The organism is Hyphomicrobium sp. 99 (assembly GCF_000384335.2).
In the GTDB taxonomy this organism is placed as follows: Bacteria; Pseudomonadota; Alphaproteobacteria; order Rhizobiales; family Hyphomicrobiaceae; genus Hyphomicrobium_B.
The window spans coordinates 3,423,458-3,447,584 of the sequence record NZ_KQ031382.1 but is presented as its reverse complement, the minus strand read 5'-3'; the positions used below and the strand labels follow the sequence as shown (position 1 = coordinate 3,447,584).

At 58.9% G+C, this 24,127-nt stretch carries 19 protein-coding genes; 12 read left to right on the top strand and 7 right to left on the bottom strand.

Features of this window, described 5'->3' with window-relative positions; all coding sequences use genetic code 11:
* Nucleotides 1-998 precede the first annotated feature (998 nt).
* From G359_RS16635 to G359_RS16580, 12 genes are all read left to right on the top strand, one after another.
* Complete coding sequence (locus G359_RS16635) at nucleotides 999-1,664, top strand: hypothetical protein (RefSeq protein ID WP_045837026.1); 666 nt, start codon at nucleotides 999-1,001, stop codon at nucleotides 1,662-1,664.
* Entirely contained in the window at nucleotides 1,661-2,299 is a 639-nt protein-coding gene (locus G359_RS16630; protein ID WP_045837025.1) for a hypothetical protein, read from the top strand. Before G359_RS16635 ends, G359_RS16630 begins: the two co-directional genes overlap by 4 nt.
* Complete coding sequence (locus G359_RS16625; RefSeq protein WP_082072978.1) at nucleotides 2,272-5,610, top strand: UvrD-helicase domain-containing protein; 3,339 nt, start codon at nucleotides 2,272-2,274, stop codon at nucleotides 5,608-5,610. The genes G359_RS16630 and G359_RS16625 overlap by 28 nt, the downstream gene beginning before the upstream one ends.
* Nucleotides 5,611-5,671: 61 nt before the next feature.
* Nucleotides 5,672-6,166 (top strand): hypothetical protein, encoded by a 495-nt coding sequence (locus G359_RS16620; RefSeq protein WP_045837023.1) that lies wholly within the window; start codon nucleotides 5,672-5,674, stop codon nucleotides 6,164-6,166.
* 4 nt (nucleotides 6,167-6,170) lie between these two features.
* The gene (locus tag G359_RS16615; RefSeq protein ID WP_045837022.1) at nucleotides 6,171-6,656 is read left to right on the top strand and encodes a DUF7665 family protein; all 486 of its coding nucleotides are present in this window, start codon (nucleotides 6,171-6,173) and stop codon (nucleotides 6,654-6,656) included.
* A 37-nt stretch (nucleotides 6,657-6,693) separates the two neighbouring features.
* A complete protein-coding gene (locus G359_RS16610) occupies nucleotides 6,694-7,131 on the top strand; it encodes a Mov34/MPN/PAD-1 family protein (protein ID WP_052699425.1) in 438 nt (145 codons plus the stop codon).
* Nucleotides 7,132-7,133: 2 nt separating this feature from the next.
* A complete protein-coding gene (locus G359_RS16605; protein WP_052699424.1) occupies nucleotides 7,134-8,498 on the top strand; it encodes a ubiquitin-activating E1 family protein in 1,365 nt (454 codons plus the stop codon).
* An 89-nt stretch (nucleotides 8,499-8,587) separates the two neighbouring features.
* On the top strand, nucleotides 8,588-10,435 hold the full coding sequence (locus G359_RS16600) for an AAA family ATPase (RefSeq protein ID WP_045837021.1): 1,848 nt from the start codon (nucleotides 8,588-8,590) through the stop codon (nucleotides 10,433-10,435).
* Entirely contained in the window at nucleotides 10,432-11,091 is a 660-nt protein-coding gene (locus G359_RS16595) for a 4Fe-4S single cluster domain-containing protein (RefSeq protein ID WP_197077596.1), read from the top strand. Before G359_RS16600 ends, G359_RS16595 begins: the two co-directional genes overlap by 4 nt.
* Nucleotides 11,088-17,312 (top strand): AAA domain-containing protein, encoded by a 6,225-nt coding sequence (locus tag G359_RS16590; RefSeq protein ID WP_045837020.1) that lies wholly within the window; start codon nucleotides 11,088-11,090, stop codon nucleotides 17,310-17,312. Before G359_RS16595 ends, G359_RS16590 begins: the two co-directional genes overlap by 4 nt.
* An 8-nt stretch (nucleotides 17,313-17,320) precedes the next feature.
* Nucleotides 17,321-18,682, top strand: a complete 1,362-nt coding sequence (locus G359_RS16585; RefSeq protein ID WP_045837019.1) for a coiled-coil domain-containing protein — start codon at nucleotides 17,321-17,323, stop codon at nucleotides 18,680-18,682.
* Nucleotides 18,683-19,078: 396 nt separating this feature from the next.
* A complete protein-coding gene (locus G359_RS16580; RefSeq protein WP_156150805.1) occupies nucleotides 19,079-19,693 on the top strand; it encodes a hypothetical protein in 615 nt (204 codons plus the stop codon).
* A 649-nt stretch (nucleotides 19,694-20,342) separates the two neighbouring features.
* Here G359_RS16580 and G359_RS16570 read toward each other — a convergent pair.
* The 7 genes from G359_RS16570 to G359_RS21040 form a co-directional block, all read right to left on the bottom strand.
* Nucleotides 20,343-20,669, bottom strand: a complete 327-nt coding sequence (locus tag G359_RS16570) for a hypothetical protein (protein WP_045837016.1) — start codon at nucleotides 20,667-20,669, stop codon at nucleotides 20,343-20,345.
* A 165-nt stretch (nucleotides 20,670-20,834) separates the two neighbouring features.
* Complete coding sequence (locus tag G359_RS19775; RefSeq protein ID WP_197077595.1) at nucleotides 20,835-21,683, bottom strand: vWA domain-containing protein; 849 nt, start codon at nucleotides 21,681-21,683, stop codon at nucleotides 20,835-20,837.
* 13 nt (nucleotides 21,684-21,696) lie between these two features.
* Nucleotides 21,697-22,044: a helix-turn-helix domain-containing protein gene (locus G359_RS16560; protein WP_045837015.1), complete on the bottom strand. Its 348-nt coding sequence runs from the start codon at nucleotides 22,042-22,044 to the stop codon at nucleotides 21,697-21,699.
* Nucleotides 22,045-22,178: 134 nt separating this feature from the next.
* Nucleotides 22,179-22,757: a hypothetical protein gene (locus G359_RS16555; RefSeq protein ID WP_045837014.1), complete on the bottom strand. Its 579-nt coding sequence runs from the start codon at nucleotides 22,755-22,757 to the stop codon at nucleotides 22,179-22,181.
* A 391-nt stretch (nucleotides 22,758-23,148) separates the two neighbouring features.
* Nucleotides 23,149-23,547 carry a helix-turn-helix domain-containing protein gene (locus G359_RS16550; protein WP_045837013.1) on the bottom strand — a complete coding sequence of 133 codons (399 nt, stop codon included), beginning with the start codon at nucleotides 23,545-23,547 and terminating at the stop codon, nucleotides 23,149-23,151.
* Entirely contained in the window at nucleotides 23,540-23,863 is a 324-nt protein-coding gene (locus G359_RS16545; protein WP_045837012.1) for a type II toxin-antitoxin system HigB family toxin, read from the bottom strand. The genes G359_RS16550 and G359_RS16545 overlap by 8 nt, the downstream gene beginning before the upstream one ends.
* 49 nt (nucleotides 23,864-23,912) lie before the next feature.
* A complete protein-coding gene (locus tag G359_RS21040) occupies nucleotides 23,913-24,038 on the bottom strand; it encodes a hypothetical protein (RefSeq protein ID WP_256363866.1) in 126 nt (41 codons plus the stop codon).
* Between the last annotated feature and the right edge of the window lie 89 nt (nucleotides 24,039-24,127).

Below are 24,127 nucleotides of genomic sequence, written 5' to 3'. Positions count from 1 at the left end.
AGACCAGGTCCGGAATCTGAGGTGTGGCTTCGATGAGAGCCAGTCGGCCGCCTGGATAATTTGGGCACCGTGAGCCTGGCAACGCAGCTCAGTTCATGACTGGCCAACTGCCGCTGTTTGAGCACGAAAAGCGAAATGGGGCGAGCAGCAAGGAGGACAAGATGGAGCTGCCGGGTTCTGGATCAGATGCCGACGTTCTCGAATATTTGAAGCTGTGGAATTTGAGCAGCCCTGTGTTCGTGGATTTCGAGGACCTGGGCGGAGGTTACGAACCAAAGTTCTGTCACGTATCGTCTAAACATATCGTGCAGCAGCGTGGCGGCCGGCGCATTCACGGTTGGGCGCTTTGGAGATTCCGCCAGGGCAGCAACGCTGTCATCGTGGGCGATTTTCATAGTGTATGGGAACAGTCCGACGGCAAGCTCGTCGATTCACTCCTCCGAAGAGCGGGACGCGGGTGCTTTTCGTGCGGGACCCCCGTCTTTCGATCAGGGCAACTGGCTCCGGGCATCTACTCTATCACAATCGTACGAACGTGCCGCAGGCACCGAGAATCTGGCAAGGCAACCCAATCAGCGACGAGACGTTCGAGCTGCCGAAAAATGCGTCATTAGTGGCTTATTGCAAGAAGCTCGGGCTCCCCGATACATCGATGGTTTGACGGCCTCGCGTCGGCGGCCACAAACCTGCTCACGTTAGCCCAATTTCGGACGACCGCAGGGTCGGCGCGGACATCCTACGGCAGTGTTACTGCCTAAGTCTGTCTGCGGTTAAGATACGGCCTGCACATTGCTGACCCGAAACTAGACGTCGTGCCTCCATGTCCTACGGAGACAGTCTTCAGCCCCCCTTACATTTCAGTACATGCGATGACCTCCTTTCAGTGTGTTGCAGCTTGAGAACCGGCCGCGAAATCAATTAGATGACGGGCCGCTTCCGCTTTTTTCTGCGCCGATACGCTTAGAGGGTGAGAAGGGCCATCAGGGCGAGGGCTGATTATGAGTGAAACGAAGGGGGCGCCTCCGCCCGACGACTTGAAAGGATGGTCGGACGTGATTGCAGCGTCCGGCGAGATCGAACGGCTGAGGCGTGAAGACGTCATCAAGGCTGTGCGACACCGTGCGATCCAGGCGGATAAGCGCGTATTCAGTGAGCTGATGGCGTTCCTCAACCGGATCATCCTGAAAGATGTCGGAAACCGGGTCAACAGCGGATGGCGGAACAACGGGAAGGAAATCACTGAGCGGGTTCACCATCAGCTAATAGCGGCAGTGCTCGATCCGAATTCTGCAGACGGCAGGCAGATGGAGACGCGCTACGGGGCCGTGGTGAAGACCAGGACGATCGATGCGGTCAGGGAAGAGCGCAAGAAGCTGGCGACGACACCGGACTCGATCTCTCTTGATGACGCCGAAGGTATGATCGCGGCTACCGGCGCCACAGAGCTTGCGGAACTCCGGGCAGATCTGGAGCGAATTTTACGGTTGGTGCCGGATGAACGCAAACGCCTTGCGGTCCGGCTGCACCTGCAGGGTGTGCCGTTGAAACCGGGTAAGGGGACGACCTCGATCAGCGGGGTACTGGGGGTCAGTGAGAAGACAGCCGGCCAATGGGTTGCTGAGATGCTTGTCTTCATCAAATCGAAGGTTGGAGAGTCGAAATGAGCACGAACGACACCCGCAGAGATGAAGTTCTGTTCGCCTTCCATGAGGCTTGCGAGCACCCGACTGCTGAACAGATTTTGGAGTGGACGAGCCGATATCCGGAATTCGCCGACGATATCATTGCCCATGCAGAGCATCAGCTTTCCTGGAAAGCGCAGCCGGAACTGCATGGCGTCGAACCTGACGAGGCCGATATCGCGCGCAACTGGAGCTGGACGTTGAACGCGATCTACGACGCCGAAAAGGCGGGATCGCTGGAGGCTGCAAAAGGCGGCGAGACATTCTCCCAGCTGCTGGAACGGGCAGGAGTCACGATACCGGCTCTCGCGCGCCGCATTGAGATCGATCGTCTGGTTCTGGGCGAACTCAACGCGGGACGGTTGCGACTGCCGATAGACTCCCGCTTGCTTCAGGCTTTGTCGAATGCGCTTGGAAGTGCCGCGAGCGATTTGGAGCAAAGTATCGCCCGAACGCTTTCAGCGCCCATGCTCGGGAATGCCAAAGCATCGAACAAGCCCGAAGTTCACACGCAATCATATGAGGCCGTCATCCTGAACACTGACATGAGTGAAGAGAAAAAGAATTACTGGCTTGGAAGGGACTCCCCATGGACGCCTGGCGGGATATCCGGTTAGCTGCGCGCGCCTTGCACGGACAATCGCTCGATCGCGCTTCTGGAGACAGAAGGGCATCGGCGTTGCTGTCTGCCTCGCTATTAATCCATGATCTCGAGATCAGATATTTTGAACCCGGCACGAGGGCCGGCGAGGGGGTATTGGGCTTTCTTGATCGCCCAGCCTTCATCGTTCACCTCGCCCAGGGGCAGACCCGCGAAGATGAGGCGGTCGTTACCGCCCACGAAATCGGCCACTTCGAATTGCATCGCGATCCGCGCAGCGATGTGACGATGATCGCGCCGGGTCTGGGCGGGGATAAGATTGACGGCGGCGTTGCTGCGGCGCAGGGTTACTCGCCCAAGGAGCGCAAAGAGGTTCAGGCCGACATCTTCGCCGGCGAATTCCTTTGTCCTTCCGATTGGCTGCGCACCGAGCTTCTGGCAGGAAAGCGCGATATTGCAGGCATCGCGCGCGATCTTGGCCTGCCATTCGGCCTCGTCATGAACCAGGCCGTAAGAGCGCTACTTCTTCCGCCACTGCGGCCGCGTGACCCCGAAGTTGCGGCGCCAAGATACGAGCTTGATAAATCGCAGCGCAAAGCCGCTGAGTGGCGCGGGCGTCCACTGTTGGTGGACGCCGGCCCGGGCACGGGCAAGACCAGAACGCTTGTGCACCGCCTTGAACGCCTTATCAACGATGGCGTAGCGCCGTCTTCTATTCTGGCGCTGACATTCTCGAACAAGGCCGCTGAAGAGATGCGGGAGCGCATCAGCGCCATGAACCCGCGTGCCGCGATTGAAATGTGGACCGGAACGTTCCACGCCTTCGGCTGGGAAATTCTTGCGAAGCACGCCGATCGCGTGGGCCGAACCATCAACGTCAAGCTGCTCGACGAGGCCGGATGTCTTGTACTGCTTGAGAACAACCTGACCCGCCTCGACCTGCATCACTTTCTCAATATCTATGATCCCGCCCTTGAACTCCGCGAAGTCCTGCGGGCCATCTCCCGCTGCAAGGATGAGATGATCCCCTGGCAGCAATACATGAACGAGGCTGACGCCGCATGCGCGTCAGCCGACCCGGCCGTGCGCGAGATCGGAGAGAAAGCGAAGGAAGTTGCCTCGATTTACAAGGTCTACGAAGAGCTGTTGCTTGAGAATGATGCGGTCGATTTCGGCGACCTTGTGATGCTCCCCGCCAGAATGCTCACGGAGCATGCCGACATTGCACAGACTTATCGCGATGGCTACGCGCATATTCTTGTCGATGAGTACCAGGACGTGAATCTTGCGAGCGCGCAGTTTCTTCGCGCGCTTTGCAAGCCCGAGACTGAAGTGTGGGTGGTCGCCGACGCCAGACAGTCGATCTACAGGTTCCGGGGCGCCGAACCCGGCAACGTGACGCGATTCACCGAAGAGTTCGGCGGCGAGACGCTTTCCCTGAAGTACAACTATCGATCGGTCCCCGATGTGGTCACGGCGTTTGGTTCGTTCGCGCGCACGATGCCAAACGGCGCCATGGCGCCTTCATGGATTCCGGCCCGCCAGGATAGCGGCGGCGTCAAAATCGTCGTTGCACCGGACGTAACGTCCGAAGCCGCCGCCATAAAGGCAAACATCGAAGAGTTGCGGGCGAAGGGCATCCGTTACGAAGACCAGGTCATCCTGGCGCGATCTCATCTCACTCTCGCGAGAATCTGCGGCCCCCTCGAAAGCATGGGCGTGCCGCTGCTTTATCTTGGCGATCTGTTCGAGCGTGACGAGATCCGTGACCTCCAATCCCTTCTGGCTCTCGACGCTGAATTTGGCGGTGTCGGCCTTATGCGGGTTGCGAGATTCCTGCAATACCGCATACCCCGCAGCGATGCCGTCAAGGTGCTTTCCCGCGTGGCGGAGACCGGCCAGACGGTATTGGATGCGATCCGACACCTAGACACCATTGCCGACCTCACCGAAGACGGGAAGAGGGGGCTCAGCCTCCTGGCCACGCATCTGCAAGGCATGGGTCCGGCGAGCTCGGCGTGGTCGATGCTTTCCACGTATCTTGTCGAGCGCAGCGAATATCTGGACCCGCTTCTCGAAGCGAACGACAGCAAATCGCAGCAATGCCTGATTGCGATCTATCAATTCCTCAAGCTGTGCATCGACCATCCTGACAGAGGCCACGCGTCGCGCCGCACACTTCTCGATCGCGTTCGCCGCCTGGAAGCCTTGAACGACGACCGAATGTTCCGGCCGGTCGCGTCCGAAGCGTCCGACCTCGACGCCGTGCGCGTCATGACCATCCACGGCAGCAAAGGGCTAGAGTTCACGGCCGTCCACCTTCCGGGACTGGCTGCCGGCTATATGCCGGCACGTGCGCATCCAGTCCGCTGTCCGCCGCCGCCGACTTTGCCCGCACTCGCTACGGCAAGCGAGGATCACGCAGCCGAAGAAGAGTGCCTGTTTTTCGTAGCGTTGTCTCGGGCCCGCGACTACCTCTGCATCAGCCGGGCCGAGCAATACACGGCTGTCAGAAAGTCAAACGCATCGGCATTCGTAGGCAGGGTCGCGAGCGTGCAGCAATCACGGCATGGGTCTACGTTCTTGCCGGGTGCAGCGCCTGAACGCGTGAACGTGACCACCAAACAGTTCTACACAGAGCGCGAACTCAGCACCTATATGCAATGCCCGCGCCGCTATCGCTATGAGTTCGTCGACGGGATCTCGGGCGGCGGCCGCAGCTCCGCTTATGTGAAGTTTCACGGCTGCGTCTATCGCACGATCTCGTGGCTCGAAGACGCGCGCGCGAGGCAGGAACCCGCAGATGCCGTTACGGCGATGGCTCAACTCGATCGCGACTGGTCCGAACGCGGTCCAGCCGATCACGGCTTCGAGCCCTTCTATCGCAAAAGCGCCGATGCGATGGTGTCTGCCATGGCAACGCTCGTTGGCGGTGAAGATGCCCGCTATGAGCGTGACGAGTGGTCGGTCGATGTGAGCGGCAGAAGTGTGTCCGTTAGACCGGACAGAGTCGTCATCGGTGCAGACGGCTCCGTTCGTATTCAGCGGATCCGCACCGGAAGACAGACAAAATCCGAGCCCGACAATGCGGTCTACGCGCTCTTGAGAAAAGGGGCCAACGATCGATACGGCGCCAACCGCGCCTCTGTCGAAACGTTATACGCGGCGCATGCCCTATCCGTATCGGTGCCGGTCCATAAGAAAGAGGCTGACAAGCTCGGAGAATACGTGGACGCCATCACCGGCATCGAGAACGGCGCCTTTCCGCCAGATCGCTCCGACCGGCATTGCCCGGCCTGCCCGTATTACTTTATCTGCGGTGCTTAGCACTTCCGCTTTTTTCCATGTGGCTTCGCTTACTCCCTGAGAGCGCGAAAGGGAGAGCATCATGGACAAGGCACTGGCATTTCTTCAAGTACAGGACAAACCCGGCATCATTGAGATCGAACTGCTCGCGGATAGCACCGTTGGCGACGTTCTCGATGCGATGGCAAAACACGGCGTCACGGTAGACGCAGACGCGCTGCTCTTCGTCAATGAAGACGAGGATGGCCACGAACTCGACGATCACAAGAAGACGGTGAAGGGTATTAAGCGCGGTTGCCGCTTGCATCTCAGCCGCTGTCGCAAGATTGCGGTCTCGGTCAATTTCCTTGAACGCACCATCGATCACAAGTTTGCCCCGGGCGCGCGCGTTCGTAAGGTCAAGGCGTGGGCGGTCGACAAGCTCAAGCTCGATCCGAAGGACGCCGGCGAGCACGTGCTGCGCCTTTGCGGCACGGACCGCGAACCCGCCACCGACACCCCGTTACATGAGCTTACGAACGGGCGCGAGTGCAGCGTCTGCTTCGATCTCGTCCCCGTAAAGCGCGTGGAGGGTTAAGGCCGTGTCTCTCATCAATTCGCCAGGCGAGTTGTTGCTGCTCGCAGATCTTGCCGCACCGCGTTTTCGGTGCGGCGAGGTCGAAGGGAAGTGGCGTCTGCTGTCCGTGGCCTGGCCGTACGCCGTCATAGCGATTGCGGCGGCACCACGGCCGGAATCCCCGGCCGAATACGCGTTCCGATTCCAGTGCTCGGGCTACCGGCTATCACCCGTGACGGCGCAGCCGTGGGATTTCGATGCCAACGCGCCGCTGGCTCCGGCACGGTGGCCTGGTGGCAAGTTGATTGTCCCTTCCATCTTCCGGCCCGAGTGGAAGGGCGGCACGTGTCTGTATCTTCCCTGCGACCGCATCTCGCTCGAAGGTCATAGTGACTGGCTTCACCAGCATCCCAACCGCCTCTGGCAGCCGGCCATTGGCATAACCTGTTATCTGGATCAGATTTATGAACTTCTCGATCAAAGCGATTATACGGGCGTTCGCGGCGCCTAGGCACAGGATCAATTGCGCGCCTGACGTCTGGAGCAGATTGACAGACGGGCTGCATCGACGTGGCGGTGGCGTCCACGAAGCCGGCGCGTTTCTTCTCGGCAGCCGCGCGGGTGACATCCGCAACGTCAACGACTTCGTGTTCTACGACGAGCTTGATCCGCAGGTCTACCGGACCGGCGTCTGCGTCCTTCGCGCTGATGCGTTCTCGAAGCTGTGGTCGATCTGCCGATCCCGCAGCCTGACCGTGGTCGCCGACATCCACACCCATCCCGGCGCGGCGTTTCAAAGCCATTCTGACCGCACCAACCCGATGGTCGCGAGGGAAGGGCATATCGCGATGATAGCGCCGGACTTCGCAGCGCCGCCGGTCCCGTGGGATCGACTTGGCGTCTTCGAATATCGCGGCAGTCATCAATGGACAGATTGCAGCCCCGCTCGCCGCCCGGGGTTCATCTACTGCGGATTCTGGAGCTGACCATGGGCCTCCCGATTGATCACGAGCACATGCACCGCACCGCGAAGCTCTTCATGGACAACGGCAAAGCAGCGACGCAGGACGAAGCGATCGAAATGCTTGCTGGCTTTGGCCTAGGCGTGCGCATTTCCGAGAAGGCGCAGCAGACACGCAACGGCCAGATCGCGCTTCTGACCTTAGTGAACGCCGCACGCCGCACGTTCCTCGGCGGCATTGAAGTCGCGGATCTCATCGATGCACCCCTTCTTCTTCCCCTTGCCGAAGCGCCGTCGGTTCGTGAGGCCGTCCAAGAACTGGGCGGAAAGCTTGTTTCATCCCTTTCGCCATCTTTGCCGCTCGCGCTGATCGGTGATGTTGAACATGCCGGACCGGGTTTGCCGGCGTGGCATCTTTTATGGTCGGGCTGGTGCGGCGGCGTAATCCCTGCGCGCAATGGTTCGGCATTGTGCGACGACGGGGCCATGCCGCTTGCGCCCGTCATAGCCGCCTGCGCGTGTATTGGAGAGGCCTTTTCATACCATGCAGGCGATCATCCGATGGCGGGTCGCCGTTCGTGCGGATTTTCGCTTTGGTCGCCAAAGAGCCATTGGCTGGACGCGGATGCCAAAGGACCGGGACTTACTTACCTGCCGTCTGCACTGTGGCTGATCGGAATGGGGAATCTGGGGCAGGCAACAGCTTGGCTTCTCGCATGCCTGCCGTATGGTGATCGAGGGCAGGTGCGGCTCATGCTGCAGGATTTCGATCGCATCGCGCCCTCGAATGACAGCACATCGGTGCTTTCTTCACTCGACCGGGCAGGCAAGCATAAGACACGCGTTGTGGCGTCCTGGCTGGAGCAGCGCGGGATGGACGTTGCGATCAACGAACAGCGGTTCGGCACATGGACCCGCGTCTCGCCTCATGATCCGCCAGTCGCACTCTGTGGCGTGGACAATCCTCTCTCTCGCGCTTCTCTGGAAAGGGCGGGTTTTGGTCTCGTGGTCGAGGCCGGGCTGGGCGGCGGGCCGGAGGGCTTTCGCGCATTTGCGATGCACACATTTCCGTCTGCGCTGAATGCAGATCGTCTCTGGTCGCAAGATAAGGTCCCTGGCGGACCTAACGTTTCTGACCAACCAGCTTACCAAGCCCTCAAAGCGAAAGGTCTGGATACCTGCGGACTTGCCCAACTCGCGTCCCGTTCTGTCGGTGTTCCCTTCGTCGGGCTAGTCGCGGCAGCGTTTGCTCTAAGTGAATTGCTCCGCCGCCTCAATGGTGGTCGATCCTATCAAAGCATTGCTGGCAGTCTTGTTGATCCGGATGGCATCGAGGCTGTCACCATGACTTCCGGACCGTACGCGTTCGGTCATGTTGGTGCTTGTAGTTAGAAATGGTTTTGGTTCAGCTGGTCCGGCTATGTTGTTAAGTAGTGCCTTCGTTTAAATGAACGTGCATTCGGTTAAAACCAGGGGGCGGCATGGCCGGACTAAGTCATTTTGAGAAGCCGCGATGGCTTCGGGATTTTGCGCGCTACGTTCCCCTCAAAAGCCAATTCGTTTTCTCGGGCAATGTAAGAGACCTGCAGGTTAGCGAGACGAGCACCGGGACCTACAGCGCGGTGTCGCTGAGCGACTGTGTTCACCGGGAGCTGAGGGCGGCGGGATATGCCGGCACAATCGTCTATGATCTCGTGAATGGGTTCGGTCAGTTCGGTCTCAACCCAGACGAGATAACGGCAAGCCGACAGCTGCTCGAGCGACTTGGACTTACTGTCAGTGAATCCGGTCAATCACCAGCGGGCCCAACCGCGTTGATGGACATATTGGGCCGCTTCGTGAGCTTGGACGGGCCACCCGTCGCCTTGCTGGTCGACTTCGCGTCGCGGCTCTTAGTGCGGTCGGATACGTTGAGCGAGGGGGAGCATCGGCTGTTCGCGAACGCTCTAGTTCAGGCACATCGGGCGAAAGCCCGTCCTGCCGGTCCAAACAGAGCTCCGGCGTTCAACACGATTGTGTGGATCGCCGAGCGTGAGGGAAACCTTCCTGATTGGTTCCTGATCGATAATCCGCGTATCCGCAGCATCCCGATCCCGAAGCCTGACAATAGTGCGCGCAACGTCCTAGTCCCGTCCCTGCTGCGTACGATGCCTCAGGGAGCGACGCTCGATAGCCAAATCGCGGAGACACTCGGCCGCGAGTTCGTTGAGCAAACAGAGGGGCTTTTGCTGCTTGATCTCACGGCGATCGCCGTACTCGCCCGTCGCGAGAACATTCCCGTGACAAAGGTCAAGGATGCCGTCCGCAACTACAAGGTAGGGGTCACCGAGGACCCATGGGCGAAAATACCTCAGGAAAAAATCAGGGATGGTGAAGAGTTCATCACGGCTCGCGTCAAGGGGCAGGACCATGCTGTCGTGCATGTGCTCGACATCATCAAGCGCGCCATTACCGGCGTTGGCGGAGGACGACGCGGTGGGCGGCCAAGGGGAGTGGCTTTCCTAGCGGGACCGACCGGTGTCGGTAAAACTGAACTGGCTAAAACCATCACGCAGCTGCTGTTCAACGACGAGAGCGCCTACATCCGTTTCGATATGTCGGAGTTCAGCGCCGAACACGCCGACCAGCGTTTGATTGGTGCTCCGCCTGGATATGTTGGTTATGACGCTGGCGGAGAACTTACGAACGCCATCCGCGAAAAGCCGTTCAGCGTCGTTCTTTTCGATGAGATTGAGAAGGCACATCCCCGCATCCTGGATAAGTTTCTACAGGTTCTGGATGACGGCCTGCTCACCTCGGGGCGCGGCGAACGAGTCTATTTCTCTGAAGCCTTGATCTTGTTCACTTCCAATCTGGGTATTTATCGCCAGGGCACTGACGGCGAACGTGTTTCCAATGTATTGCCGAGCGAGGAGTTCTCCGCCGTTCAGAGCAAGGTTCGCAGCGAAATCGACCGCCACTTCAAGCAGGTCATCAATCGGCCAGAGCTGCTGAACCGGATGGGCGAGAACATCATCGTGTTCGATTTCATTCGCGATCCGGTCGCGTTAGAAATCTTTGAAGCCATGGTGGCCAGTACGATCAAGGACCTCGCTGACAAAGACATCTTCATAGAGATTTTCCAAGAAGCTTTGGCAACGCTTCGGGCTTTGTGCCTCAAGGATCTCTCAAATGGCGGACGCGGTATCCGGAATCAGATCGAAGCGCATCTCATCAATCCGCTGGCTCGCGCGCTATTTGATGCCGGCATCAAATCAGGAAGCCGCGCGAATATCAGCGCCGTCGTTCCCGGCAAGGTGACACGTATCGAGTTGCGGAGCGTCGCATGATCGAGATCGCGCTTTCCAGACTGCATTTCCCTGTAACAACACTTGGGCCAGGAAAGCGCATCGGCATCTGGTTGCAAGGCTGCTCAATCCGCTGCCCGGGTTGCATTTCTGCGGACACCTGGGCTGCTGGTCGCCATACGACGACCATTGGTGAGGTGATGGGCGCATTACAGAAATGGCTACGGATCGCCGATGGCATAACTGTTTCCGGAGGCGAGCCATTTGACCAGTCGCTCGCGTTAGTGACACTCCTGAAAGCCATTCGCGGAGAGTTCAGCGGCGACATCTTCGTCTATAGCGGCTATCCGTTCGAGAAACTGCATAGCGAGTTATCTGCCGCAGACGGGCTCATCGATGCCTTGATGACTGATCCATTTGTGGCCGGCATGGCCCAGAGCTTACCCTTGCGGGGCAGTGATAATCAGCGGCTGCATCTGCTGACGTCGCTCGGCGCGGATCGATTCGCGCCCTTCACTGTGCCGAGCTCCTATGCGCCGAAGTTCGACGTGATGTTCGATGAAGACGGCTCTGTCTGGTTTGCCGGCGTGCCGAGCCAAAACGCGTTTCGCCAAATCGCAGCCTCACTCGACCTTGAGGGGCACCGTGTATCAACGTCCGAGGATAAAGGACCGAGCTCTAAGGGGGTAGCCCCATGACCTTCAAAATCTGCCCCAAGTGCAAACAGCAGAGGCCGGTCGAGGAGGTTTTCTGTCAGACCCCCGAGGGCGATGGCACCTGCAATTGGGATCTGACGTTGGAGCCGGTCTACGTACCGGCGCCGGCGCTTACGACGCAGCCCATAGGTCCGACGTGCCCCAGCGGCCATCCCGTGCGGCCGGGTGACTTGGTTTGCGGAGAGTGCGGGGTATTTCTCGATGAACTACCTATTACTCCGGACGGCATCGGAGTCCCTCCCGGTGCTGGAGAAGAGCCCCAAGTCGGATATGGCGCGACGACAATCATAGCCGGTTGGGAGGTACTCTCACTCGTTAATGCTGCCGGGACGTTGGCGGAAGTCTTCCACGTTCGGCAGGAAGGACGGGGCGAGGGCGTACTCACGCTGTGGGCTTGCGAGGTCAAGCCCGATCCGTCGGTCTACGCGGCGCTGCCGGCGTTAGCGCCCCTGCCGGTTGCCTCGGTCTTAGACGCGGGGGAATGGCAAGGGCGCGCTTTCGAGGTGGTTGCCACGAATGGCGCAACGCTCTTGGCCGCCATCACCGAGACTTGGCAACCGGAAATCGCTCGCGCGTTCGTGGCCTCGGCTGCCGCCGCAATCCACGCAATGGGCCGGGCCGGTCTCCGGCATCGTGATCTACGGCCCGAGGCGTTTCTCCTTGGCGGTGAAGATCCGGCGGCTGTCGCGCTTTGCAGGTTCGGCCAGGCCAGACTTTCCAATCGGGACCTGGATACTGCCGTTCCGTCCGAACTAACGCGGTATACGGCACCAGAATGCCTCGCAGGCGCGGTCGCACCCGCAGCGGATTGGTGGAGCTTTGGCATCGTCCTCTTGGAGCGGCTCACCCACGGCGCTTGTTTTGCTGGGATCAATGATCAGGCCTATCTCATGAGTGTTGTCGCTCATGGTGTTGAGCTTCCGTCAGACCTCTCCGATGAATTTTTGGTGCTTCTGCGCGGGCTCCTGTTCCGGGACCGTGCAAAACGCTGGCAGTGGGCGGAGGTTGAGGCATGGCTACGCGGAGAGCCGATTGTTCCGCCGAGTGAGCCGCCGCTGCTGAACACTGCCGAAGTGTCAGGCTTCCTATTGGGTGGAAAGTCATATCGCAGGCCCACCCTCTATGCTCTGGCTGCAGCACAACCCGAGAATTGGGATGAGGCGCGCGAACAGCTGGTTCGTGGCCAAATCACGACGTGGTTGGAAGAGCTGAAGGGCGGCGAGCGCATGCGCTCGGCTCTGAGGAATGTGCTGCGACGGGACAACGTCGATGATGATACGCGGCTGGCGATTGCGCTCAAGGTCTTGAACCCTGACATGCCGTTGGTGCTGTCTGGCCATATCGTGACGCCCCATTGGTTGCTCGCATTCCCGCAGGAGGCTTTCAGCTTTATCAGCGGAGAAGCGCCAGACCTGCTGCAGCAGTTCGGCTTCGAACCATGGCTCACGGCACTGAGCCAACGCCTAGATCAAGTGCGCAAGCGCGCGAAGCTGCATGAGATTGAACTGAACGAGAATGTTCTGCGCATCCATGCGCTGTGCACGTCGCGTCTCAAGCTGGAGGAGCAGTGGGAGGCACAACGTCGCTTGAGTCCGGATACTGAACATAAGGGCCTCAACTCCCTTATGGATCGTCGCCAGCTGACGGAGGAGGACCTGGTGCTCTTGCTCTCAGCTGGCAAAGGGCAATTTATACCGTTGCACGAGCTTGTCACGAGCGCGGCAGAACTTGCGCGACGCGAAGGCGTCACTGCGTTCGACGAGCAAGTAGCCGCTACGCTTTTGCAGCTTCCCCGCCGCGACGTGCTCGGCCGGCTAAACGATCGGATAGAGAACTTTTCTCGTTGCGGCATGCAGCGCCTGGATGAGTGGGCGGATCAGTATCGTCTCGAACGGCGCATTGGCCTGCCGCGCGCAGCGGTCATTCTTTCGGTGCCAAAGGAACTGTGGCGTCAGCCGCCCAAGCAGGATTACGTCGCCAAACTTCTCGATTTCTTTGAGAAGCGCATTACAACGAGCGTATCACGGGGCGCTCTCGCCCGAATGACAATCACAAAAACTAGCCCACGCATCGACGTTACGGAGCTTGGGACATCCCGAGTTCCAGCTGCGGCGCTGCTGGATCAACTTCTGGAGCGTTCGGATGCGACGCTGCCGGTTGATCCAGGAGTATTTGGCCGCGATCCATCGCTGGAGCCGCGCCTGCGCACTTTGGTGAGCCGTGCCGAATTGCTCCGTCGCGATACAGGGATCAATGGACTTTACCTCGGCTTTCCGTTTGTGCTGGTGCAGCCGCGCGGCGAAAGCGTAAAGCCGCGTATCGCACCGGTTCTACTCTGGCCGATCCGCATTGGGATGGAGGTGGGGCAACGGGCAAGTATTACGGTGGGTTTTGACCGCGATCGGGAAGAGGTCAGGCTGAACCCGGCGCTACAGAATGTCTTCAGTCCCGAAGAAATTGAAAAGTGGAAAGCCGCGCGCGATGCAGTTTTGAGCGGATCCACGACGGCCATGTCCGTCATGGATCAATTCTCGCTGCTTACACAGAAGGTCCGGCAGAGCGAGTTGGCAAAGCTGCCAGCAGCTGACGCCAAGGTCGCCTCCGGAACCACAGAGCTGACATCGGCGGCTGTGCTGTTTCATGTCACCTTTGTCGGTCAAGCTATTGTCGAAGACATTCGGCAACTCAAGGCTATTCCGCCTCAAGGCACAGGCCTGGAGGCTTTGCTGCGTGTTCAGGAAACGAAACGAAAACCGGTACTCCCAACGCCAGCCGGAGAGGGCTTGGACCGCTTCACAACGGCCGACAGCGATCCGACACAGGATCTGGCGGTATTGCAGTCGCGCTCAGCTCCGGGCCTCGTAGTAGAAGGACCTCCGGGCACCGGCAAAAGTCAGACCATCGTCAACTTGGTGGCCGATGCCATCGGGCGCAAGAAGAGCATCCTCATCGTTTGCCAAAAGCAAGCAGCATTAGATGTCGTGTTTAAGCGCCTGCAGCGCGAGGGTCTCGATAATCGGATCATGCTCGTGCGAGACGAGAGCAAAGACAGGCGGGCGGTCATTCAGGAAGTGCGCAACCAGGTGACCGGGCTCTTCACAAATGGCGCGCCGAGTACAGTATGGCAGCGACAGCGAAACGAGGTGTTGGAACGTATCAAGCGCTTGGAAAGCCAACTCAACTCACATCAGGACGCGCTGCACCGGCGGGATGATGTATCGGGGCTTACCTATCGCGAGATCGTAGGTGAACTCATCTTGATCGAGGGCCTCGGACCTCTTCCGGATGTTCTGAGTCTACGCAAGATTCTGGGAACGATGACGGCTGAGCATGTGCAGGCCGTCAATGAGGCTTGTGCCAGCCTCGCTGCCGTCTGGTTGCCATCCGAGTTCGAGAACAACGCCCTTGCGCAGCTGCGGGCTTTTGGTTGGGATCAACAGCATATCGCGCAGTTCTTCGCGGATCTCGAGGGTTTCGTTGTAGTCGAGCGCACGCGCCCACCGGCGGGCACGGATGGGGCCTTTGACTTTGAGGATGCCTCAGCACTGAGAGACTGGGCGGACCAGGCGTATCCTGTGTTGTCGACCCTGACTGAGAGCCAAGTCGATCAGCTCGGGTTCCTCATCGGTGCTTTCGTCAACGAGCAAGGCCCACAGACGGTCGGACCAAATGCTTCTGCCACGCTCACAACAATTCGCAACGAGCTTACCGCACTACCTCCCGTCAAACGGGATGCAGGTTTGGCAGAACTTGTCGATGGTCTTAGTGACCTCGCGTTGGAGGGCTGGATTGCGTTGACGGGCGAGGCGCTTCGAAAGCCTTCCCTATTCGGCCGTCTAAGTTTGTCACGCTATTCGAAGCGGAAGAAAGTTTGGCAATTTCTGCGGCAGTCGACCCCTGTGATTTCCGATAGCGTCGCAGGGTCATTTTTGTCGGCCGCCGAGCATGAACGAAGTCTCAGGGATCTTCGCGCGCGCCTCAATACCGTCTTTGTCGAACTGGGGTTTGAGCAACAAGAATTCGCCAAGGCACAGGTCAGAGAGCTTACACATTACCTTGATGGGCTGCAGGCTAGCTTAGAGTATGTGGCAGAGGCCGCAACGTACATTGAAGCGTCGCCGGTTCTCAAAGAAACGCTACTCGCTCTTCGTACGCGACGGGCGGAAGCGGTCCGGCAACATTTCGTACAGGTGCAGGATGCACTTGCCCGGCATGCTGGCCGGACGTCGAGCCTTTCCGCTCTCAATGCATTGGCGCCGTGGTTTGAAGTCGAGTGGCTCGCGGCCTGTCACAATCGCATTCGAGCCAACCAATCCACAGCCGATCTCATAACACCGATCGTGAATGCTTTACCGAGTTTGGTCCCTTATCAGCAATTCCGCGTGCGGGTCAGGGATCAGGGTGGAGGTGTGCTCAAGGTGTTTGCAGCCATGCGCTCCACAGCCTCTTGGTTGAAGACTTTGGACGCGGCAAGACTCGCTGACGCGGTCGGTAGACTGATCCGGAGAGAATCGTTGCTCGCTTGGAAGTCGCGGCTTGAGCATGCCGACCAGCGGCTTCTAAGCGATGATCACGAACTCGAAACGGCGGTGTCGTCGCTGGCGGCAGCCGAAGCAGAGCTGCAACAAATCAACAGGAAGGCGATCAAGTCGAACATTCATCTACCATCGTTGCGGACGTTGGAGGAATGGACGGATGTCACCCGATTCACAGGACCGCGTGCTTTGCGGCTTCGCGAGTTCATGGACAGAGCGTCGGAAATCGGCCTCATGGAGCTGCGGCCTGTTTGGTTGATGGGGCCCGATGTTGCTAGCCGCATGCTGCCGCTGAAACCCGCCCTTTTCGACACTATCGTCTATGACGAGGCGTCTCAGATGCCGGTGGAGTTTGCCGTCCCCTCCCTGTTCAGAGGCAACGTCGTAGTTGTCAGTGGCGACGAGAAGCAGCTACCCCCGACCTCATTCTTCTCGAACCGTGACGTCGCCGATGACGAGGATGGGGAGGTTGACGAGGGTGGAGAGGACCTGAGCGATGAGGAATCGACGGCAGCCATGGACTCGTGGAACCGGCGGGAAATCAAGGATTGTCCGAACCTTCTTGATTTGGCCAAGTCGTCCCTCCCGACGGTCATGCTCAAGGTGCACTACCGTTCGGCGTACCGAGAGCTGATTTCGTTCTCAAACAACGCATTCTACGATGGCCAGCTAAACGTCCCGGTACGGCATCCGCAGGCAGAGCTTTTGCGGCAAAAGCCTCTGGAACTCATTCAGGTCGACGGCCTTTACGAAGAACGGACGAACAAGGCAGAAGCTGATCGAGTCGTCGACTTGCTAGCCGGACTATGGCTAGGCCGTGGAAAAACGATTCCTTCCGTGGGGGTTGTCACCTTCAACCGCGATCAGGCGGATTTGATCGAAATGGGCTTGGAGCAGCGTGCGGAGGAGGATTCCGTCTTCCGTGCCGCGTACATTCGCGAACGTCAACGAACGGACGCCGGCGAGGACATGGGGTTCTTTGTCAAGAACGTCGAGAACGTCCAGGGCGACGAGCGCGATCAGATCATTTTTTCGACGACGTTCGGTCGAAATGGCAGAGGCACATTTCGCCGGAATTTCGGCGTGTTGAGCCAGGGCGGTGGTGAGCGGCGCCTCAACGTAGCTATCACGCGCGCGCGTCAGAAGGTGACCCTGGTGACGTCGATGCCCATCAATGAGGTATCGGGCATTTTTACAAGTGGTGCCAAGCCGCAAACACCACGGGATTATCTACAGCTTTACATGGCTTACGTTCTGGCGATGACGGCCGGGAATTATGATGTTGCACAGCGGCTGCTCGACCAGACTTTGAAAGATCGGCATCGTGCCGATGAACATGAGATTGCTGCGGATGACGGCTTCCTCAATTCAGTTCAGCACTACTTGGAAAGTCTTGGAGTGCGGCCGACGCGGGCAAGTGACGGCGGTGCATTCGGCATTGATTTTGCCATTGATCATCCGTCCCGTGGCACCTACGGGCTGGGAATCGAGTGCGGGGCTCATCGGCATCCTATTCTGGCTCACGCTCGGGCGCGCGAGATCTGGCGACGAGGCGTCATGCAGAAGGCCATTCCCGTCATACATCGCGTTTCGCTAAGGGGCTGGTACCATAGCCGTGTGGCGGAACAGGCACGGCTGCAGCAGGCTATTGAACTGGCGCTGAGATAGGGGGCGGCATGAGCGGGCCAAAGGTAGTTCGGGTCGTGACTCGGGAAGAAGTCATCGCAACCTGCGAGGCCCGCCTCACCGACCTCCGGGAAGCGGTCAGCCGCTGGGAGAAGGTAGGAAAGCGAAATGACCTTTTGACCGACGACGAAGTGGCCAAGACGCGCACGCGCTTGAAGGAGATTGAGGGACTACTCTCAAAGGACCGCTTTTTAAACTTGCAGAAGGAGGTTCCTCGCGAGGTCGAGTTTTTGCAAGCGGACATCGCGCGAAGGATCGAAGAGGCTGCGAAGAAGAAGGCAGACGCGCAACTTCGGAAGCGCCGCATCGAGAGAATGGCAGCCCAGAAGCTCGATGAGCTCAAGACGCTCGGCTCAGCCCTTCCGGACGATCTTTCGGTGAAGCTTCAGCAGATTGCGGCCGGCGATGTCGATGAAAAGAGTGCAGAAAACATTCTCGCACAAGTGTTGGCCGCTTTGTCGCAAAGTAAGCCGGAAGCGGGCCTAACCGACGAACAGCGACTGCTGGCGGACAAGCTGAGAGGCGGCGTAGAAGTCACCAGCTTCGCCAGCTGGCTCGACAAGCAACCCTCGGCTTCTGAGGAGTGTACGCGCAACCTCGATGCTGCACTCGCGGAGCTGTGCATGTTGGGTGACGACAAGTCTGCCGAAGCCCTATCAGTGCGGCAGACTCTCGTGACCCGCGAGACTTCAGAAGCCAGACAACGAATGATGGCCGATACGCTCCAGCTTGAGATTTCTGCGGCGATCCAAAAGCGCCGAGATGAGATCAAGGCACTCTCTGCTCTTGAAGAAAGGGTGGCCGAGCTGGAGGCCCTGAGACTTCCGGCGGCCACGGGATTGATCGCGGAAGCACGGGATGCCTTGCAGCGCGAAGATGCCTCGAGGGCGGCGTCACTTTCGAGACGTGTGGCAGACGTCACTGACGCCGAGCGGAAGGGAAGAGCATTGGCAGCGAAGCGGCGCGCCATTTTAAAGACGCTCGCAGACCTCGGCTACGAAGCTCGCGAGGGTATGGAAACCGCTTGGGTCAAAGATGGCCGGTTGGTGATGCGCCGTGCCGCTAATCCTGAAATGGGTGTCGAAGTGAGAGGGGCCGAACAGCTACAGTTCCGGCCCGTGCGGTTTGGCTCTGAGGCAAACGCCAACGATCACCCGAAAGATCGGGACATTGAGACGGTATGGTGCTCTGACTTCGACAAGCTTCACAAGCATGTTCTTAAAGAGCAGGGCGAGTTGAAGATCGAGCGGTCAACGCCGGTGGGAGCGATGCCAGTTTTGTTTGAAGCTGAAAGTGTTTTGAGTGACCAGCGCCGGACGACGTCTGCACCGCTCAAGAAGAGGGAGCGGTGATCTGGCAAAATGGTGGTCCACTTAAGCCTCAGACATGTAGAAGCGTAGCCGCCACCTAGGCTGAGCGATACATGGTAGGAATGTCGCCCACTCCCGCACGCTAATTCCTCAATTACCTGACTTGCTCGTAGCAGCCCTTCACGCGACCAATGGTGCAGGCATTGAGGTCCGCTAATGGGATCGAGCGACCAAGTGCTGACGTCGGCGATGGGCCAATACCGACCAAAAACTACTACCGCAAATTCGGAAGCCGACGTTGGACAATTCGCCATGGCTATTGACATTCAACCTCCCACTGCATAGTCATCCGTCAGCCTTGAGTGGCCACCTGCACCCTTGAGTGGGATACGACCCGGAAGGTTGACGCCTTCACCACGGTTCAACAGCGGTGATCTCATGACCAGAATTAAACCACCAAAATTTTCGTCGCCTGAGTTGCAACAGGCGGTTGATGCCGCACGTCAGGCCTTTGAGGGCGCGGATGACGCGAAGACACGTCTTTCGAATGATCTGAAAGAACTGGAGACCTACCTCCGCGAAACTGGCTTGGCTCAAGAGGTTCGGATGGGCACGGGCAAATGTTTCTGCCCCATAGATCAGCGGGAAGCCGAGATCAGCCTGGACATGGATGGCACCGCGAGCGGGTTCATCGAGGAAGAGGCACTAGTCTGGTCAAAGGATAACAGTGGCCGGTTCCGCATCCTCTACGAAAATTGCCGGTGGGAAGGTTACGTCGACGTAGACATGCCCGGCGGCCCCTATCACTGGGACGACAGCACTCTTGAGCGTGAAGCGAAGCCGCTCATCGAGACGCCTTTCGACGTGCGAAAGCGAATGTACGAAACCCACGTCGTGGATTTCGTGAATGCAATAGCAAAGCAGGTGCGAATTGACCGCCCCAGGTCCACTTCTGAACGTCTCGACGAGTTCATGAAGGAACTGCGGGATATCGATACCTCGCATTCGAAATCAACTGATGCGAGCAAGGGCGGCGCGAAAAGCACCATCTAAGTCGGTGTGTTGAAGTTCTACCTCAGCGGAGATGCGCCCAACGGCGCATCTTCCACAGCCAACTCGTCATGCGAATTGGTTCGCAGCGCACGTCGTTGCCGGGGGCTTCCCCTATCATCCGCATTGCTCCATCAGAGCGGACCTCCGCAGGTCTGCTCGCGCTTTCGGTCCGACGACTGCTCAGGGTCAGAGTCGTTAAGGAGCAACCATGCGATTGAAGATACTCGCCGCAACCGGACTTCGGATCAGCAAGTCGGCCTGAGCGGGCGCATGCTGGTTTGTCTATTCGACGCCGACTTATGAAGGCTCGGCCGACCTCGCCTATTTTGACGGCGGCATGTGGTGGCACGTGCACGGATCGCATTGCTCGTGCATGGGGCTCGAGGATCAACGGAGCCGGAAAGAATTTTTGCCGGAACTCTACCTCGAGGCGCTCGAGAAGGGCAAATGCCTGTTCAATCATCGTAGAGGGCGAGCAGGGCGAGAACAGCGAGGCGACGGCGGAAGCTTTCGCGGCTTGGCTTCGCCGGGCCGCCAAGAAAGCGGCGCTTGCCCCGGCGACAGTCCTTAAAGAGACTTATGGACAACCTCGCCAAGCGTCAAGGCCGGGAGCGATCCCGGCCACTTACGTCTTGATGTGCACCTTCAGTCAGATGGTCGTGGCAAAAAACTCACGCAGTGCCCGGCGCGTCGTCTTCATTGAGATCGTGCACTCCATGACCTCGTCGTCGTTCGCTGCCGGGGCCGCCGGGGCCGCCGGAGCAGGAGCGGATGCTTCGATTTTGGCTGCTTTCTGAGCGTCCTCTTCAGCCCTCATTAGCTTCGCGATCCGAAACGCAGCATCGTTCTTGTGCTCGCCTGGGCGAACGCCGCCCTCTGCCTCAAGCCGTTCGTGGATGCGGACGCGATCGGCATACGTGAAGCCAAGATCTTTGAACCGTTTTGCGATCGAGAAGCCAAATTCTGGTGCCGGCATTACTTTTTACTCCTGTTTTGGGTCGCGGTATCCTCAAAGTAGGCAGGAGTTCTTAGGATTTCAACCAGAATCCGAAGGTGTAGCCAAATCTCCTGCACTTTCATGCAAAAAAGGCCAGGATCGCTCCCGGCCTTTCGAAAAGGTATGATAATCCTACCCTTTTACTTACGCGCCCCAGCTGTCGGCCGGGGTGTCGGCCCAGGCATCAACGTCTTTCGGGGGCGTCTTCGAACGCGAGACCTGCGGCGGGATCTTTTTTGCCCACGGATCGTCGATCACCAGCGTCTTGTCCATGCCAGCGATCACAGCGTCGACGTTGTCGACGATGCCGGCGCCGCCGGACTTGTCGCCCATCGACATACGCAGCGACCGGGAAATCTTTTCCGAGCCGGCGTAGCCCTTGGCTTCAGCCATCGACCGCGTGGCGCCGTACGCAGCGCTCGATACCGACATGAACGACGCGGTGGCGGCGAGCGACTGTTCGTCCAGACCGATGTTGGCGACGTTGGCAGAACTGATGCCCATAGCCAGACCCTGCTTGGCACTGTCGAGACCGGCGCCGAGAAAAATCACGAGCCAGCCCTTGTCCTGGCGGGTCGAGATCAGCGCCTTGATGCTCTCGTAGTTGTGCTTGCGGGACGAGTTCTCTTCGCCGTCGGTCACAACAACCAGAATGGCCTTGCCGTCGGCAGCTTTCTTATCGAGGCTGTCGACGCCACGGCCAATCGCATCGAGCAGGGGCGTGCCGCCACGGGGCATGAAATCCTCGCGCGTGATGTCCTCGATCGCTTTGATCGTCCCTGAGCGGATCGTATCGATCGACTGGCTGTCGAAGATCATCAGATCGAAGCTGGCGTCCTTCAGATTGGCGTCGCCCTTCGCTTCCTTGAGGTAGCTGTTGACGCTCTTGATCGTCGCGTCGCGGCAGCTCGACATCGAGCCGGAGCGGTCGAGAACCATAACGATCGAGGTCGTGAGTGCCGGAGCAGTCTCCGGCGTAGTTGCTTCTGTCATGTGCAGAACTCCTTCAGTCGTCCCACGCATCCTTGTCGCCGACTTTAAGGACACCTGAGATTTGCTTGATGATGCTTTCTGAGGCGCGCAAACGGCGCCTCAGATCGGCCACGGAGACATCCTCCCGGGCGCCAAGCACAGCAGACGGCTCAAGGTGCACTTCACTGCACGCGACGAGAAACTGACGGAGGCTCATCTCCGTCGAGCCGTTCTCGATCCTTGAATACTGGCTGTTCGACAACCCCATCGCATCGGCGACAGACGATTGTGTCGTACCCGATACGCGCCGGGCATCGGCGAGGATCTCACGGATCTCGGCGAGGCGTTCATCAACGGATTTCGGCTTCGGGTGCTTCGACATGAGCTTGCATTTAGCGCAACTCATGACTTGCGTCAAGTGCAACTAGCGGCGAAAGGCGTACGACAGCACAAAGACGGAGATAACCAGCCCGAGCAGTATTCCGTCGACAGCCGGTTTCCAGCTGGGGTCCACGCTCAATTGCTCTCTAGGATCTCGATCAGTTTGCCGCTCTCGGTGTTCTGAACCGTGTAGCGCATGGTGTGCGGCTCGGTCGCCTTGGCGACGATGGGGGCGTATGAGGCGCGCAGAAGGCCAAACACTTGTTGGACCTTGGGCAGGTTGCCTTCATCTATGAGCGCGGCAAGCAGTAGCGAAGTCTGGTTTTGTTGGTTGCTCAACGTCTGCGCCAGCAGCACAAGCATCAGGACGTTCGGATAGGTCTCAGGGTCTGGCACCATTGTCGCTTCGCACTGATAGCGATCGATCTTGTCGTTGTAATCGACCGCATGAGCGTCTTTGATTTGCACCGGCGTGGCGGACGGCGGAACGCGGTCGGCCAGCTCCTTGAGTTGGCTTCCAATGTACTCAGCTGACTCGCGGGAACGAGGATTTGCAAGGTGTGCGAGAGACTCGGCGAACGAAAACGGCGTGTCCCTGGTCTTGAAGCGAGAGAGGAGCCAATCGATTGTTGCGCGCGTTTCGCACTCGGTCGCCCGCGCCGGCAGGACGGCACAGGCGAAAATTGCACAGATGAATACGATCCTCGTGATCACTGAAAGCTCCCCGTTCCGCAGACATTGCAAAGGCCGTTTACGGATTGATGACACAGCCCAGCTTGACGTCAAGTTTCAGGCGCCTGGCGTGGACGGGCCGCCCATCGGTCGCTATTATCGCGCTGGGAACGGCCGGGGCGTACTAGGCGACGGCCAGGAAGATCAAAGACTTTCTTATTCGGGGCCGGGAGCTCTACGCCGTCTGTCACGGCAACCACGGGTTCCTCAAAGGCCCTCGGCGCATCCCGATCGACCTCACGCCATACGACCCCGAGATGGATCACGAGGAGCTGCGCGGCAAACTACGCTGTACGGTTTGCGGTACGAACGACCCGCGCACGATCCTGCTGATCAAGCAGACCGACCGCCAGATGCGGCAGGGCCGGCAGCGTTAGGCGGCCCTGGCTCTCTCGCCTTTCTTCGCCTTCTTAACGGTCGGCTGGATCAGGACTTCGGCCGAGATGCTCAGCTGCTCGCTGATCCGCCGGATCATGGCGAGCGTGAGCGGCCGCCGGCGGTTCAGGACGTCGCTGACGCGACCCCGGCTACCGATCGACGGCTCCAGATCGACACGCGTGTAGCCCATCTGCTCCATGCGGAACTTGATGGCTTCGATCGGGTCCGACGGGCCGAGCGGGTAATGCTCGCGCTCGTAGTTCTCGACGAGCAGGCCAAGGACTTCGAAGCGATCGCCATCGGGCGTGCCGCGCTTGCAGCCCCACAGGCGTTCGATTTCCTTGAGCGCCGCCTTGTGCTGCGCTTCGTTGCGGATAGGTTTAAGCTCAATCATCGAATGTCACCGTTTCAGCATCGACGTCATCGTATTCCTTGTGGGTGCCAATGAAGCACACGAGCACCACACCCCAGTCAAAGTCTATTCTCACGATCAGCCGGTAATGGTTGCCAACGAGATTGAAGACAACCCGGTCGGATGTGATCACGCTCAACGTCGCGTGGCCGGCCTTGATGTCCGCTGTGCTCTTCCACTTCGCCCGTTCAACTTCCTTGCACCACTCCTTGACCTGAGATTTGAGCGCCCGATATTGAGGCACACTCTTTTGCGTCTCGGCGTAGTTGACGAGAGTTGAACGGCTGAATAATCGCATACAACTTTATACCATGCTACCAAATTGGGAGCAAGCTAAAAAAGTTCCGCTAGCGGTGGCGCTTCACGAAGATTTTGAGCGTGCGGCCGCCGCCCTGCACGGACGCTGCGATCTCGGTCGGCTCTTTGTCGTAGCGCGGCCCGCCGATCCAGGCGCGGGCGTCCTCCCGGTTCAAATCAATAGCTCGAAGCGCGTGATCTTCGTCAGATCGACGTCGAGTTTCTTGTTGGCCGGGTCGCTCATGAAGTCGTTCGACACTCTCGT